Below are 15117 nucleotides of genomic sequence, written 5' to 3'. Positions count from 1 at the left end.
CCACAAGGCCGCAAGGCGGCCCTGAAGGTCAATCAGGGATACTGCTGAACCTGACCTTGCTGCTCATACTGCTGACCCGGAATCGGCTTCAGGTTCACTTCCACACGGCGGTTCTGCGCACGACCATTGGCGTCAGCGTTGCTGGCGATCGGCTGGTCCGGGCCCATGCCACGTACAGAGATACGCGAGGCATCCACACCCTGCGAAGTCAGGTAGGTGCTGACCGCCTGCGCGCGGCGCTGGGACAGGTCCATGTTGTGCTGGCGGCTGCCAGTGCTGTCGGTGAAGCCGACCACTTCGATGGTGTTCTGGTTGAACTGCTTGAACGAGCCAGCCAGGTTGTTCAGCGGCGAGTAGAAGCTTGGGGCGATGTTGGCCGAGTCGGTGGCGAAGGTGATGTTGCCCGGCATGATCAGCTTGATCTGGTCACCCTGACGCTGTACTTCCACCCCCGTGTTGGCCATTTGCGCGCGCAGCTCGGCTTCCTGCTTGTCGGCGTAGTAGCCATAACCGGCTGCAGCGGCACCCACTGCGGCAGCACCAATCAGTGCACCCTTGCCACGGTTGTTGTGGTCGATCGCAGCACCGGCGATGGCACCGGCCAGCGCCCCCAGGCCGCCGTACTTGGCGGTTTTGCTCATCCCTGTGGAGCCCTGCGCCTGACCCTGGTTGTCGTAAGGATTCTGGCCGGCGCAGCCGGTCATCAGTGCTGCGGCAGTTGCGACGATAATCAGACGACGCATGGTGAACATGGACAAGCTCCTACTGAAATTCATAAATGCGGCAGATCTCGAAGGGATCTATGCCAGCCTTGGATTGCATCGGCAACGAAAAATTCCATGAAAGTGCCTTCATGTGCCATCAGGCACGCACGAACGGGTTTTCGCGCATCTCGTCGCCCAAACGGGTGTCGGGCCCGTGGCCGGTCACCACGATGGCCTCTTCGTCCAGCCGGTACAGCCGCTCCTTGATGGAGCGCACGATTGCCCGCTGGTCGCCACCCCACAAATCAGTGCGGCCAATACCCCGACGGAACAGGGTGTCACCGGCAATCAACAATTTGGCATCGGCAAACCAGAAGCTCATCGAGCCCGGGGTATGGCCAGGCGTATGCAGCGCCACCCCGCAGCCGCAGGCGAGTTCTTCGTCATCGCCCAGCCAGCGGTCCGGTGCCGGTACCGGGGTGTAAGGTACACCGAACATCTGGCACTGCATCTCGAGGTTGTCCCACAGCACTTGGTCGTCCTTGTGCAGGTGCAGCGTGGCACCCGTCAGCTCCTTGAGCTTGCCTGACGCGAGGAAGTGGTCGAAGTGCGCATGGGTATGGATGATGCTCACCAGCGTCAGGCCGTGGGCCTGCAGGCGGGCAAGGATCTTGTCCACGTCACCACCCGGGTCGACGACAATGGCTTTCTTGGTCAGGGGGTCGCCGATCAGCGTGCAGTTGCACTGCAAGGGGCCGACGGGGAAGGTTTCGCGGATGAGAGCAGGCGGGGCTTGGGTCATGGTGTTCTCGCAGGTGAAGCTGGGTTCTGCTGGGAGCCTGACAGGAAAATGGGGTGGGTGCACGAGGTTCATGTCTTGAGCGAAGTGGCGCCTGTGAGATCGAGCGCCGCCCGCGCGGCGCATCGCGAGCAAGCTCGCTCCTACATTTGTTGCGGGCCAGTTATTCCTGAGGCGGAGGTGCGCGCCACCTTGGTGCCCACCTGGATATTGCGTGGAACAAACAAGGCGGTCGCGCGCGTGGGTGCAGGCAATACTGGCCCGAAACAAATGTAGGAGCGAGCTTGCTCGCGATGCGCCGCGCGGGCGGCGCTCGATCGCCCAGGCACCCAATACCTCAAGGCAGGAATAACCTGAACAACCCGCCCCCAAGCGCCCCGCCGTTGGATATCTCGATCCGCCCACGCGCACCACCGCTTTCATGCAACGCTGCAATCCGCGCCGCAAAATACAGCCCAAGGCCAGTGCTGCCGCTGGTCGAGTCAATGCCCTGGATGTACTCCTCCTGGCGCTCGAGCATGTGCTTTGGATAACCCGGGCCGTCATCATTGACGCAAATGGCCAACTGGTTATCGGCCTCTTCGATGGTGATCAGCAAGGCGTGCCCGGCAAAGCGGGTGGCGTTGGTGATAACGTTGGAGATCACCGAGGCCACCAGTTCGCGGTCGAAGAAACCCAGCGGGTTATCGGTGTCGATGCGCCAGGTGGCGAGAATGTCGTTGTGCTTGAGTACTTCCTCGTGCGCCGCCAGCTGGGCTTCGATGAAATCATCCAGCTCATGGTAGTCCGGGCATACCGGCAACTGGTTCACACCCAGTTTGTATAAGCCCAGCAACTGCACCAGCATGCCGTTGAGGTGACGAAATTCATGCTCCATGATCCCTTGTTCGGCACCGCCACGCAGCTCCTCGGGCAAGCGTTCCACCCACTGGCTGTGGGACTGGATCAGCGCCGACAATGAACTTTTGAGGTCGTGCACGGTGGAGGCGATCACCGTGGAAAAATCCAGCCCCTGATTGTCTTGATTCATGCGCCGAACACTCGGATATGCAGTTTGCGGTAACGGTCATAGCGATTGTCGCTGGCAGGGATACCGGCCACGCTGGTGAGGGCGTCGCGGCACTCCTGCATGATCGCAGGCTGAGGGTTGTCACCGCCGATGCGCAGCAGCGCCTGGGCGGTGTTGAGGGCGATGCTGATGTTCTTCGGCTGTAAACCCAATGCCTTTCGGAACATCTGCAACGCCTCTCCAAGCTGCCCTCCCTGGTAACTGCGTACCCCCTGACGATTGAGGGTGACGGCTTCGGTAATGGCGTTGAGCACGCTGGGGTCATCCGTCAGCTTGCCCACTTTCTCCATGACCTTGGGGTCATCGCCATAACTTTCCACACAACTCCTCAGCACTCCGATGGCAGCGGCTTCCTGCCCCATTGCCTGCAATTGCGCAGCGACGGTCAGGGCTGAATCGACCGAGAAGAACTGGTTCATCTTGTCCAGGCGCTGAATCGCCTGTTCTGTCAGCTTGCCGGCCGTTTCCGGGTCACCGGCCTGCTGCAGGCTGGCAGCCTTCATCATCCGCGCACGCACCTGCAGGCCTTGGTCCTCGGGGTTTTCCTTGGCTACCTCGCTGAGCGTGGTGTTGATCTCGACCCGGGTACGGGCGTCCAGGCCGAAGCCTGCATTCTTGCTCATCAACGCCTGGACCAGGCCAAGGTTGTTTTCGGCATCCTTGTAACGCGAACTTTGCCCTTGGTTCACCGCATGGCGAAACGCCTTCGATGCGCTCTCGAAGTCTTCGTTCTCCAGCGCCAGCTTGCCCAGTGTCGACTGCCGACGCACCGACAATGGCGACAGGCGCACGGCTTCTTCAAGCAAGTTCTGCGCGCGCCGGGTATCGCCCTGAGCCACCAGCACCTCGGCCATGCCATCGTACAGGCCTGGCATGATCGGGAACGCCTTGAGCGCCTGCTCGTATACACCCTGGGCCTGGGCATTTTGACCACGCTTGTGCATCAGTGCGCCCAACGCGGCGTAAACCCACGGCTGCGGGCGGCTGGCCAGGATGGCCTTGAGGAACTTTTCCAGTTCCTCGAAGCGGTTGAGGTTGCGCAGGGCATCGGCCCGGTAGCGCAAGCACAATGGAGCCAGGCGCGGATCCCTCTTGCACAGCTCGGCGCAGGCCGCCAGTACTTCGGCCGGGCGGTTGCGGTCCAGCGCTTGCAGGATCGGCTTTAGCAACGTCTTGCGCTGGAACAGTTTCTCGACGCGCTGGGCCAGGCCAACCCGGTTGAACGGTTTGGTCAGGTAGGCATCGGGCTCGTGCTCGATGGCGCTGAGGACAATCGCCTGGCTGCTCTCGGCGGTGACCATGATGAACACGCATTCATGGCTGATGTGCTTGTCGATGATCAGGTCTTCAAGCACCTGTTGCCCGTTCTTCTTGCCATCGCCCAGATGGAAGTCCTGCAGGATGAAGTCATAGCGCTTCTGCGCGCACATGCGCAGCGCCTGCTCGCCGCTGTCAGCGGTGTCCACATCGCGCACGCCCAACTCGCGCAGCATGGAACGGGTCGACGTACGAAAGTCGGTAAAGTCGTCGACGATCAGAAAGCTCTTTTGCCCGTACTGCAGCATCAACACGACCTGCCTTGGAATGATTGAAAAATCGCGCGAGGCGATGCCACCGATAGCTGTATCGGCAGCTGGTCGGGAAAGATGAGGATAGAGCATTGCCGGCCACGAACCATGGCGCCAGGCCATCGCTTTAACGAACAATGACCTACAGAGCCAGTATCACGCCAGCAACCCCAGGGATTTGGCCTTGGCCACCGCCTGGGTGCGCCGCTCCACACCCAACTTGCTGTTGATGTGACTGGCGTGGGTCTTCACCGTGTGCAGGGAAATGAACAGCCGCTCGCTGATCTGCTGATTGGAACAGCCCTGGGCAATCAGTTCGAGCACGGCCAACTCACGACCACTCAGCGCTTCGCCGTTGCCCGTACTGGCGATTGGCACTGGCGGCAGATGCTTGAGCAGTTCAGCCTGCACCGGGCAAACGGCACCTGCCTGCAGTTGTTCATGAAGCCATTGCGGGTGTTTTTCCAGAAGTGGCTGCATCGGCTGCATCACGCCGCCATGAGCCGCCTCCAGCAAACTGGGCAGCAACTGCGCGGCCTGCCCTTCCTTGCCTTCGTCCAACAGCAGGGAAAGCCATTGGCACAGGGCGCTTACGGCGAGCATCATGCCGCCACTGGCCTGGCCGCGCTCTACCAGGCAAGCCAGGCGTTGCACGGCATCGTCGCTACGCAACTGGATACGATCGAGCAATGCCTGCTGCAACGCAATGTGCAAAGGCAGCAGCGGATGGAATTCCGGTGGCACCGCCGGCTGCTCGCCACCATAGGTCTGGCCCAGGCGCTGCAGCCAGGACTCCGCCAGGTCAGTACGCCCCTGGGCCAGCCACAGTTCGCATTTGACCAGGGTAATCATGGCCAGATAGTAGACCGGGGGCACATCCCATATATGCATCAAACGCTCGGCCTCGGCCAGTTCGGCAAAGGCCTCGGCAAAGTGACCTTCCCTGCCATCGAGCGTGGCAATCACGCAATGGCCGATGAGCACACTGATGTCCCGGCACGCCCGCGCCTCACCCAGCCCCGCGCGCAAACGCGCCCGGCCCTGAGCCGGCTGCAGGCGCGAGACCAGCAGGTAACCTTCGTAAAGCGTCAGGCGCGCACGCACGGCATACAGCCGCTGCGCCGAAAGCCCTTGCAGACGTTGCAGCCCTTGGCGCACTTCGTCCAACGCGCGCAGCACCTCGCCACGGGCATGCAGCACCCGCGCCCGGTCGTAATGAGCCAGCGCCTCGAACAAGGGGTTGCCGACACGCTGGGCCAGTTCCAGGGCTTCACGGTTCCAGCCTCGGGCCCGCCAGAAGTCACCATCGGCAATGGCCAGGTTGGACAGCGTCGACAAGCACACCAGGCGTTGGCCATAGCGCTTGCTCGGCAGGCTTTGTAGCGCTTCGCCGCAATAGGCCAAGGTGCGCTCGCGATCGCCACGGCCTCGGGCAATGACCCCACTGAGTGCCAGCCATTGGGCCAGCATCGACTTCTGCGCAGTCGCCGAAGGCGCGGGCAAAAAACGACTGAGGTAGCCGGCCAGTTCCTCGGCAGCATCCAGCTGGCAAGCCAGGCCCAACGCCCAGCTGTACAGCACGATCAGCCGCGGCGTGCTGATCAACAGGCTGTCGGGCAGGTCCATCTTCCAGCGCAGCAACATGCCGACGTTCTGCTCGGCCAGCAGTTGCTCCTCGGACAGGCTCTGCACCAGGTCGGCGGCAACATCGAGGTGGCCGGCACGCAAAGCCTGCTCCACCGCCTCATCCAGCAGGCCCTGGGCTTCAAACCAGCGGCAGGCTCGCAAATGCAGAGCCACCAGTGATTCGCTGGCCTGGCGGCTGCGCAGCAGGTCGGAGAACAAATGGTGGTAGCGGAACCAGTGCCCATGCTCGTCCAGCGGCACCAGGAACACCTGATGCGCCTGCAGGAAGCTCAGGACGGCGGCACTGTCGTGGCGGCCACGCAGCGCATCGCAAAGTGGAGCGCAGAATCGCTCCTGGCAGGCGGTTTCGTCCAAGAAGGCCTGCACGTCTGCTGGTAGCCTGTCGATGACCTCTTCAAGCAAGTAGTCGCGGATCAGGCCCTCGCCACCATGCAGCGCCTGGGGCAAGGCTTGCTCGTCAGCGCTGTCGCTGGCCGCCAGCTGCCAGAAACGCAACCCGGCCACCCAGCCGTCGCTGCGCTGGATCAGGTTGTCCAGCGCCTGGCCGCGCAGGCCGGTAGGCTGGCGGCCGATCACTGCCAGCGACTCATCTGCGGTGAGGCGCAGATCCTGTTCGTTAAGCTCGACCAACTGCCGGGACAGGCGCAGGCGCGCCAGGTGCCAGTCTGGCCGCTGGCGGCTGGTCACCAGCAGTACCAGGCCGGGGGGCAGGTGATTGAGGAAGAACTGCAAGCAGCGGTCGAGCACCGGCCCCTGGGCCAGGTGATAGTCGTCCAGTACCAGCAGCAGCGGCGTATCGGCCTGCAGGTACAGCGCCAGCTCATCGAGCAGGCCATCTAGCCATTCTTCAAAGGCAAACGGCTGGTGGCGCTGGCGCATTTTCAGCAGGCCCATGGCCTGGCCGCCCAGGGCCGGGCAGTACTGCTGCAGGCCTTCAAGCAAGCGCTCAAGAAAGCGGCCAGGGTCGGCATCCCGCTGGCTCAGGCCCAGCCACAGGCTGCGCCAGTGCTCGGGCAATGCTTCGCAAAACTCGATGGCCAGGGAGCTTTTGCCGAAACCCGCCGGGGCATTGACCAGCAACAGTCGCCCGCCCAAGCCGGCTTCCAGCCGCTGGCACAAACGCAGGCGCGGCACATGGCCATCCGGCAGCGGCGGCCGGAAGAAACGCCCGTCCCGCAGGCCAAGGGCCTGACTCGCGAATCCATGCGTACGGGACAAATCTGTCATGGCCGGCTCGTTCTGGTTGGAAGACAACGGCGGTATGGATGCTTGCGAGACTAGCGGGTAATGCGGCGCATTTGAAGATGATGGGCGCATTTGCCATGGAAAAGACTGCGACAAAAAGCAACATGACTGATGGACAGGGGCTGGGGCGGGGGTTTGGGGAGGTATTCAGGAGGTTTATTGCCTTGTCCGGCCTCTTCGCGGTTGAACCCGCTCCTACAGGGCTGCGCGGAACCTGTAGGAGCGGGTTCACCCGCGAAGAGGCCGGTTCAGGAAATAGAAACGCCCCGGCGAGCCGGGGCGTTCTGGGGATCACACGGATTTCAGTGATTTCAGCTTAGCGAATACCCGACTGACGCAGCGCCGCTGGCTGGAAGTCGGCCTTGCTGGCACTGAAGCCAAAATCGTAGGCGCGTTTCTCTTCGTTCTTCATGCCCAGGGCCAGGTAACGACCGGACTGCAGGTCGTAGATGGCTTCCAGGGTGTACCAAGGCACTTCCACGTTGTAATAAGGCTGAGCGTGGGCCTCGGACACGCGCCACAGTTGGCCACGGCCGTCGTACTGGTCGATCACTGCTGCCTGCCAGGTGTCCTCATCGATGTAGAAATCACGCTTGGCGTAGATGTGCCGCTGGCCCGGCTTGAGGGTTGCAACTACGTGCCAGACGCGGCGCAGCTCGTAACGGGCCAGGTCCTGGTTGATGTGCCCGGCCTTGATGATGTCGGCATACTTGAGCTTCGGATCATCCAGTTTGAAGGCGTTCGATGCGATGTACAGTTCCTTCTTGCCTTCCAGCTTCCAGTCATAACGATCGGGTGCACCGTTGAACATGTCCAGGTTGTCCGATGTACGCAGGCCGTCTGCGGCGGTACCCGGGCCGTCATACGACACTTGGGGTGCCATGCGCACACGGCGTTGGCCGGCGTTGTAGATCCACGCCTTGCGCGGCTCCTTCACCTGGTCGAGGGTTTCGTGCACCAACAGCACAGTCCCGGCCAGGCGCGCAGGCGCAGTGACTTCCTGCTTGAAGTAGAACAGGATGTTGCCCGGGTTGTTCGGGTCGTAGTCCTTCATCTTGTCGCGGAAGACGAACTGGTCGGAGAAGTACACGGGGTTGAACGAGCCGTTCTGCTGCGGCGTGGCCTGGGTCACCAGGCGGCTGACACTGCCGCCGCGGTAGCGGGTGATGTGGTTCCAGATCACCTCCAGGCCGCTTTTCGGGATCGGAAACGGCACCGCCGTGCGGAAGTTGCTCAGGCCGTTACCGCCCTCCACCAGGGTGGTTTTGGTAGCGTTTTCCTTGATGGCCGCGAACACATCGGCCGGAACGGTTGCGCCGCGATGGGTCTTGAACACCGGGATCTTGTAGGTGCTCGGGTAGCGTTTGAGCATGGCCATCTGGCCCGGCGAGAGCTTGTCCTTGTACTGGTCGGCATTTTGCGCCGTGATGGTAAACAGCGGCTTTTCACTGCCGTACGGATCGGACAGGAAGCCCTTGCCGTCGACGCTGCCTGCGGTCTTCGACAGCGGCTCCCATGGGCCGATGGAGCCGTCGGCGTTGCCGGCCTTCTCGGCGCCCATCGGGGTCAGGGTGCTGCCCAGCTTGGCCGCCTCGTCGGCGGATACCGCAGCCATGACGCTGGTCGCCAGCAGGGACAGGCCCAGTACACCGGCTTGCAGCAGACTTCTGGTCTTGTTCATGTCGTGTCGTCCTGGATCTGTATGCTTAGAAGTTCACGCCGAAGCTGAGGGCGACGAAGTCGCGGTCATCCACGGTGCTGTACTTGCCGTCGAAGAAATTGGTGTACGAGAGGCTCGCCGTGTAGGTTTGCTGATACTCGGCATCCAGGCCCAGGCTGACTGCCTTGCGGCCTTCCTCGAAGTTGCCGCCAGGGCCGGGCGAGTAGCCGGAGACATCATGCGACCAGGCCACGCTCGGCTTCAGGTTGATACCCGCGAAAACGTCGTTGTAGTCCCAGATGACCCGGGCGCGATAACCCCAGGACGTGCTGGTGGTGTAGCCGTCGTTCTCGCATTTGCGGTTCAGGTTGGTGGTGGGTGCCCCCGCACCAGCGCCGGCGATGGTGCTGCCATTGAGCGCCTGGCAGGTATCGGCACCACCGGTGGATGGCAACGGACCTGGGCCGAACACCGGGTCGCGGCCATAGCGGGTATCGTGGGCATTCTCCAGGCCGCCGACATGGGTCACACCCACTTCACCGACTACAGTCATCCGGCTGGCGCCCATCACCTGGTCGAAGAAGTGGGTCAGGGTGGTCTGGAACTGAGTGATCTCCTTGCGGCGATACCCGTGCAGGTCCTGTCCCGGCGTACCGGTCAGCAACGATGCGTTGCTCAACGCGCCGCCGATTGGACGGACACCGGCGAACAGGATATCCGTGGTATTGAGCTGCACTGGCGCATTGGGGCGATAGCTGATTTCACCGCTCCAGGCGGTGCCGGTGGGTAACGTAGTGGAGAAGCTCAAGCCATAAAGGCGGATATCCTCGGGATATTCCACAAAGTACTCGGAATTACCTGCCACGATCAGAGGCGCCAAGGCGCGCAGCTGTGCAGGCAGGGCGCTCAGCCCGGCGAACACGGACGGCGGGGCCCCTGTGGCACTGAAGATGGGTGCACGGCTGTGGTAATTCATGAAGTAGGCGCCGAACTCCGTGTCCAACGGCTCGAACATATAGCGCATGGCCACACCGAACTGGCCGCTGTCACGCGCATCGCGGTCGGCACCACGGCGCACCATCACACCCTCTTCGTTGATGTTCACGCCCTGCGTGGCGAGGAACTGCTGCGCAGCACCCGGCACCGTGCGGCTGCTATTGAGCACACGCAAGTTGTCGGTACAGCCGTCGGCAATGATGTCCGGCTGGGAGAAGAAGGTGCCGCAGTTGTCGACGACCGTCTGGTCCCACTCAAGCTGATAAAAGGCCTCGGCCGACAGGTTGTCGGTCAGGCTCTGCGAGATGTAGAACATGTTGACCGGAATCAGACCTTCCTTGATCTCGGCCCCGGGGCGGCGGAACGCCGACACGTCGATGGGGTTGATCGAGTTGATGCCGCCGCCGATGAAGGTACTTTCGCCCCAGCTCACCACCTGCTTGCCAAAACGCACCGAGCCAGGCTGATCGCCGATGGCGTAGTTGTGGTAGACAAAGGCGTCGAGCAGCTCGGCGCCGGACGACTTGGCGCCTTCCTTGCGGTTGGAGTCGCTGATGTCCTTGAACTCGCGGTTTTCGTCCTTCAGTTCGAAGTCGTACCAGTACTTGCCACGGACGAACACACCGGTGTCGCCGTACTTGAGCTCCAGGTCATGAATGCCTTTGAAGATCTTGGAGAAGGTTTCGCCCTTCTTGAAGTTCAGGTGGCCATCGTCGGATGTCTGTGACAGGCCCTTGCCGCCGTTGTTAACCCCTATCAGGTTCTTGTTGGGGTTGGCCGTCGACCAGCTGGCGCCGATGGAGAGCGAGGAGTCGAACTGGCCTTCGATTTCACCAATGTTGAAACTGACAGCGAAAGCAGGACTTGCGAGCGTGGAAGCAAGGCTGACGGCCAAGGGCAGCTTGGCCCGGCGCCAGAACAGGTTTGCAGATTTCATCGACGCTACTCCATGTACTTTTTTGTTATGGCAGTGAGTCCTTTCAAGAACGGCCCGAGCGACCGGTTTGCAGGCTTGCACCTGCGGCGACACAGCTTGCGCATGTCGCCCTCCCCCATTCCTGAAAATCCCCTGGCCCCGACTATAGCCAGCAGGCACAGGCGCTTGATCCCTCTAAAGTGTGATTTGCGCTCCATGCCACCAACTCGCTGCCGTTTTGCTCCGGTTGCGGGCTGGCAGTGCTCAAGGATGGCGCATTTCTGCCGTTTGGCAAGGCGGCGGGCTCTCTAGCATGCGGGTCGCGCCCTGACGTACGCGACCCGCACAAAGGTTACAACGTGGAAAGAAATGCGCTGTTGCTGGCCTGCCACTGGACGATGTCCTGGCGGATGCGTTTCTTGTCGAGCTTGCCGACACTGGTCTTGGGAATTTCAGTAACAACGGCGATCTGGCTTGGAATCGCCCACTTATTGATATGACCTTGCTCGACGAACGGCTTGAGGTGTTCCTTCAGCGCCTTGGCGTCGATATCGTGGCCGTCCCGTACCACCAGCAGGGCAAACGGGCGCTCACCCCACTGCGGGTCGGCCACCCCCACCACCGCCACTTCGCGCACGGCCGGGTGGCGGCTGATCAGGTCTTCCAGGTCGAGCGAGGAAACCCACTCGCCGCCGGTCTTGATCACATCCTTGATGCGGTCGCGGATGTCGATGTAACCCATGCCGTCGAGGGTGGCGACGTCACCGGTGTGCAGCCAGCCTCCCTGCCACAGCTCCTCGCTCTTCTCCGGTTCCTTGAAGTAGCCCATGGTCAGCCACGGCGCACGCAGTACCAACTCGCCCTGGGTTTCACCATCGGCGGGCAGGAAGTTGCCTTCGCCGTCGACGATGGCCGCTTCGACCAACGGCACCGGCACACCGGCCTTGATTCGATAGGTGACGCGCTCATCCTCGCTGCCGGCCTGCAGTTCATCGTTCAGGTGTGCGGCCGAGATCAGCGGGCAGGTTTCCGACATGCCGTACGCGGCGGTCAGCTGGATGCCGCGTGCCAGGGCGGCCTGGTACAGCGACCGGTTGAGCGAACTGCCGCCGATGATGATCTTCCAGCCGCCGAAGTCCTGCTCCTGGGCGTTCGGGCAGTTGAGCAGCATCTGCAGGATGGTCGGTACGCAGTGGGAGAAGGTGACCTTCTCTTCGCGCCAGAGCTTGACCAGCATGTCTGGCTCGTAGCGCCCCGGGTACACCTGCTTCATGCCGAGCATGGTGGCAGCGTAGGGGATGCCCCAGGCATGTACGTGGAACATCGGGGTGATGGGCATGTACACGTCGTTGCTGCCCAGCAGGCGCACGCTGTCGATACTGCCGGTGACCGAGGCTTCGGCCAGTGTGTGCAGTACCAGTTGCCGATGGGTGAAATACACGCCCTTGGGGTTACCGGTGGTGCCAGTGGTGTAGAAGGTGGTGGCTACCGAGTTCTCGTCGAAGTCCGGGAAGTCGTAGTGCGGGCTGGCAGCAGCCAGCAGCTGCTCATACTCGCCGACCAGGTCGGGCAGTTCGGCAGTCTTGTCCGGGCCATCGGTCAGCAGCAAGGTCTTGTCGACAGTGGTCAGCTGCCCGGCAATGGCCTGGTACAGGCCGACGAAGTCGCTGTTGACCAGCACCACTCGGTCTTCGGCGTGGTTCATGGTGTAAAGGATCTGCTCGGGCGACAGGCGCACGTTGATGGTGTGCACCACGGCACCGATCATCGGGATGGCGAACATGCATTCCAGGTAACGATGGCTGTCCCAGTCCATCACCGCCACGGTGTCCCCGGCCTTGACCCCGGCCTCGGTCAGCACATTGGCCAGACGGGCAATGCGCTCGTTGAGCTGTGGATACGTCAGCCGCAACTGGTCGCGATAGACGATTTCGCGGGTCTTTTCATAGCGGCTGCCGGACATCAGCAGGCGCTTGATCAGCAGTGGATAGGCATAGGCGCCCTCGGCGGGCTTGATGATGCGCGTCTGCAACATGGGTATCCCTTTTCTGAAAAGCGGGCCGGACAAGTCTGGGGATTACTGTAGTCCGCCAATATGACGGCTAAATCAGCCGAAGGAATGATTTGCGTGGCAGAGGTATGAGTGGTGGGCGTTGACGGGCGGCAAGGTTGAGCTAGACACTGCGGCGTCGGCTTCAGTTTTGTGCCGAAGCTGAGGGCCTCTTCGCGGGCAAGGCCGCTCCCGCAAGGGTTGTGGTGCCCGCGAATGGCCACAACACCGTTATCCCTCCCTGCCACCGGAGATCTTCATGCCCAGCCCGCGTCGCGCCGTGTTTCTCGATCACCAGTCCCTGGACCTTGGCGACCTCGACCTTTCACCCCTGAAGCAGCAGTTCGACGCGTTCGAACTGTTCGCCGCGACCCGCCCGGAACAGGTTGCAGAACGCTTGCAGGGCGCCGTGGCAGTGGTCAGCAACAAAGTCATGCTCGATGCCGCGACCCTGGCCGCCAACCCGCAACTGAAGCTGATCCTGGTGGCCGCTACCGGCACCAACAATGTCGACCTGGCCGCCGCCCGCGCCCAGGGCATCACCGTATGCAACTGCCAGGGCTACGGCACGCCGTCTGTCGCCCAGCATACCCTGGCCCTGCTGCTGGCCCTGGCCACCCGGCTGTGCGATTACAACCAGGCGGTAGCCGAAGGCCAGTGGGCCAAGGCCAGCCAGTTCTGCCTGCTGGACTTTCCTATCGTCGAACTGGAAGGCAAAACCCTCGGTCTGCTCGGCCACGGTGAACTGGGCGGCGCCGTGGCGAGGCTGGCCGAAGCCTTCGGTATGCGCGTACTGAGCGGGCAGATCCCTGGCCGCCCGGAGCGCGCCGACCGGCTACCGCTGGACGAGTTGCTGCCGCAAGTCGACGCCCTGACCCTGCACTGCCCGCTGAACGAGTACACCCGGCATATGCTCGGTGCCCGCGAACTGGCGCTGCTCAAGCCCAATGCGCTGGTGGTCAACACCGCCCGCGGCGGCCTGATCGACGAACAGGCGTTGGCAGACGCCCTGCGCGGTGGTCACTTGGGCGGCGCGGCCACCGATGTGCTGAGCGTGGAGCCGCCGGTCAACGGCAACCCGCTGCTGGAGCCCGGCATCCCGCGCCTGATCATCACCCCGCACAGCGCCTGGGGTGCCGTAGAGTCCCGCCAGCGCATCGTCGGCCAGCTCAGCGAGAACGCCCAAGCCTTCTTCGCCGGGCAGCCACGCCGCGTGGTCAGCTGAGCCAGGCGCCTGCCTCTGCTACACTGCGCCACTTTTTTCCAGGAGACGTCGTCCATGGACCCGCGCAGTGAAGTGTTGCTCCGCCAGGCAGAGCTGTTTCAGGGGCCGCTGCTGATCGCCGGCGCCCCCGCCGACGACCTGCTCGGCCAGTTGCCTCAGGCCCAGGCCTGGACTTGGCATGCCGGCGATCAGGCCATGCTCGAAAGCCGTTTCGCAGGCCGCAGCCATTACGGCGTCGAGGCCCCTGAAACAGCATTCGACAGCGCCGTGCTGTTCCTGCCCAAATCCCGCGAGCTGGCCGCCTACCTGCTCAACGCCCTGGCGTCGCGCCTGGCTGGCCGTGAGCTGTACCTGGTCGGTGAGAAGCGCGGTGGCATCGAGGGCGCGGCCAAGCAGTTGCAGGCCTTTGGCAAGCCACGCAAACTCGACAGTGCCCGGCACTGCCAGCTGTGGCAAGTGACCATCGACCAGGCGCCACAGGCAAAACCGCTGGAAAGCCTGGCCGAGCGCTTCGAGCTGGCCCTGGAAGACGGCCCGCTTCAGGTGGTCAGCCTGCCTGGGGTATTCAGCCATGGCCGACTCGACCGAGGTACTGCCCTGCTACTGAAGCATCTTGACGGCCTGGCCGATGGCCACATGCTGGACTTTGGCTGTGGTGCCGGGGTGCTGGGTGCCACGCTCAAACGCCGATACCCACAAAGCCGGGTGACCTTGCTGGACGTGGATGCCTTCGCCGTGGCCGCCAGCCGCCTGACGCTGGCTGCCAACGGCCTGGAAGGCGAAGTGATCAGCGGCGATGGCATTGACGCAGCCCCTACCGAACTGAGCCTTATCCTGAGCAACCCGCCGTTCCACACCGGCGTTCATACCAACTATCAAGCTTCAGAAAACTTGCTGAAAAAATCGGCCGTTCATCTGCGAAAAGGTGGCGAAATACGCTTGGTTGCCAACAGCTTCCTGCGCTACCAGCCACTGATCGAAGGGGCATTGGGCAACTGTCAGGTACGTGACGAGGCCGACGGTTTCCGCATCTACCAGGCAACTCACGGATAAAAACAGCGCTTGCCGAAAGCGTTTTGCCTAGGCAGAATCCGCACCGTCCTAGGGGAGTAGTCTCCCGCGAGCACCCAGCTCGCCCGGTACGCGTCAACATACTTGGTCCACAGACCATGGCGCGTGCGACCCACCATGCAAGCCTGCATGGCGAGATCCGCATAGACGGATCGAGGGTTTGACAA

10 protein-coding genes and 1 riboswitch are annotated in these 15117 nt (G+C 62.4%); of the genes, 2 read left to right on the top strand and 8 right to left on the bottom strand.

Annotation, left to right across the window (positions count from 1 at the left end):
• Positions 1–32: 32 nt before the first annotated feature.
• From QCL51_RS03675 to QCL51_RS03640, 8 genes are all read right to left on the bottom strand, one after another.
• The gene (locus QCL51_RS03675; protein ID WP_003247328.1) at positions 33–752 is read right to left on the bottom strand and encodes an OmpA family protein; all 720 of its coding nucleotides are present in this window, start codon (positions 750–752) and stop codon (positions 33–35) included.
• Between the two features lie 109 nt (positions 753–861).
• A complete protein-coding gene (locus QCL51_RS03670; RefSeq protein ID WP_021783470.1) occupies positions 862–1506 on the bottom strand; it encodes an MBL fold metallo-hydrolase in 645 nt (214 codons plus the stop codon).
• Positions 1507–1840: 334 nt separating this feature from the next.
• Positions 1841–2533, bottom strand: coding sequence for a HAMP domain-containing sensor histidine kinase (locus QCL51_RS03665; protein ID WP_021783471.1), 693 nt, complete (start codon positions 2531–2533; stop codon positions 1841–1843).
• Positions 2530–4137, bottom strand: a complete 1608-nt coding sequence (locus QCL51_RS03660) for a tetratricopeptide repeat-containing response regulator (RefSeq protein WP_021783472.1) — start codon at positions 4135–4137, stop codon at positions 2530–2532. Before QCL51_RS03660 ends, QCL51_RS03665 begins: the two co-directional genes overlap by 4 nt.
• A gap of 159 nt (positions 4138–4296) precedes the next feature.
• Positions 4297–7014 carry a LuxR C-terminal-related transcriptional regulator gene (locus tag QCL51_RS03655; protein WP_021783473.1) on the bottom strand — a complete coding sequence of 906 codons (2718 nt, stop codon included), beginning with the start codon at positions 7012–7014 and terminating at the stop codon, positions 4297–4299.
• Between the two features lie 334 nt (positions 7015–7348).
• Positions 7349–8713 carry a DUF1329 domain-containing protein gene (locus tag QCL51_RS03650; protein ID WP_021783475.1) on the bottom strand — a complete coding sequence of 455 codons (1365 nt, stop codon included), beginning with the start codon at positions 8711–8713 and terminating at the stop codon, positions 7349–7351.
• Between the two features lie 25 nt (positions 8714–8738).
• The gene (locus QCL51_RS03645) at positions 8739–10625 is read right to left on the bottom strand and encodes a DUF1302 domain-containing protein (RefSeq protein ID WP_021783476.1); all 1887 of its coding nucleotides are present in this window, start codon (positions 10623–10625) and stop codon (positions 8739–8741) included.
• A gap of 331 nt (positions 10626–10956) precedes the next feature.
• On the bottom strand, positions 10957–12639 hold the full coding sequence (locus QCL51_RS03640; protein ID WP_028698062.1) for a fatty acid--CoA ligase: 1683 nt from the start codon (positions 12637–12639) through the stop codon (positions 10957–10959).
• A 274-nt stretch (positions 12640–12913) separates the two neighbouring features.
• Between QCL51_RS03640 and QCL51_RS03635 the strand changes: the two genes are divergently transcribed.
• Together QCL51_RS03635 and QCL51_RS03630 are read left to right on the top strand one after the other, a co-directional pair.
• Positions 12914–13879: a 2-hydroxyacid dehydrogenase gene (locus QCL51_RS03635; protein ID WP_021783478.1), complete on the top strand. Its 966-nt coding sequence runs from the start codon at positions 12914–12916 to the stop codon at positions 13877–13879.
• A gap of 54 nt (positions 13880–13933) precedes the next feature.
• The gene (locus tag QCL51_RS03630; RefSeq protein ID WP_103443489.1) at positions 13934–14932 is read left to right on the top strand and encodes a class I SAM-dependent methyltransferase; all 999 of its coding nucleotides are present in this window, start codon (positions 13934–13936) and stop codon (positions 14930–14932) included.
• Positions 14933–14971: 39 nt separating this feature from the next.
• Positions 14972–15111, top strand: a riboswitch (yybP-ykoY riboswitch).
• Positions 15112–15117: the final 6 nt, after the last annotated feature.

The organism is Pseudomonas sp. LTR0, from assembly GCF_036630035.1.
In the GTDB taxonomy this organism is placed as follows: Bacteria; Pseudomonadota; Gammaproteobacteria; order Pseudomonadales; family Pseudomonadaceae; genus Aquipseudomonas; species Aquipseudomonas putida_Y.
The sequence above is the reverse complement of the archived record's forward strand: the minus strand, read 5'-3'. Positions and strand labels throughout refer to the sequence as shown.

Bases quoted from the DNA above. Each gene is read 5' to 3' on its own strand.
- QCL51_RS03675 (WP_003247328.1), bottom strand. From the start codon at position 752: ATGTTCACCATGCGTCGTCTGATTATCGTCGCAACTGCCGCAGCACTG.
- QCL51_RS03670 (WP_021783470.1), bottom strand. From the start codon at position 1,506: ATGACCCAAGCCCCGCCTGCTCTCATCCGCGAAACCTTCCCCGTCGGC.
- QCL51_RS03665 (WP_021783471.1), bottom strand. From the start codon at position 2,533: ATGAATCAAGACAATCAGGGGCTGGATTTTTCCACGGTGATCGCCTCC.
- QCL51_RS03660 (WP_021783472.1), bottom strand. From the start codon at position 4,137: ATGCTGCAGTACGGGCAAAAGAGCTTTCTGATCGTCGACGACTTTACC.
- QCL51_RS03655 (WP_021783473.1), bottom strand. From the start codon at position 7,014: ATGACAGATTTGTCCCGTACGCATGGATTCGCGAGTCAGGCCCTTGGC.
- QCL51_RS03650 (WP_021783475.1), bottom strand. From the start codon at position 8,713: ATGAACAAGACCAGAAGTCTGCTGCAAGCCGGTGTACTGGGCCTGTCC.
- QCL51_RS03645 (WP_021783476.1), bottom strand. From the start codon at position 10,625: ATGAAATCTGCAAACCTGTTCTGGCGCCGGGCCAAGCTGCCCTTGGCC.
- QCL51_RS03640 (WP_028698062.1), bottom strand. From the start codon at position 12,639: ATGTTGCAGACGCGCATCATCAAGCCCGCCGAGGGCGCCTATGCCTAT.
- QCL51_RS03635 (WP_021783478.1), top strand. From the start codon at position 12,914: ATGCCCAGCCCGCGTCGCGCCGTGTTTCTCGATCACCAGTCCCTGGAC.
- QCL51_RS03630 (WP_103443489.1), top strand. From the start codon at position 13,934: ATGGACCCGCGCAGTGAAGTGTTGCTCCGCCAGGCAGAGCTGTTTCAG.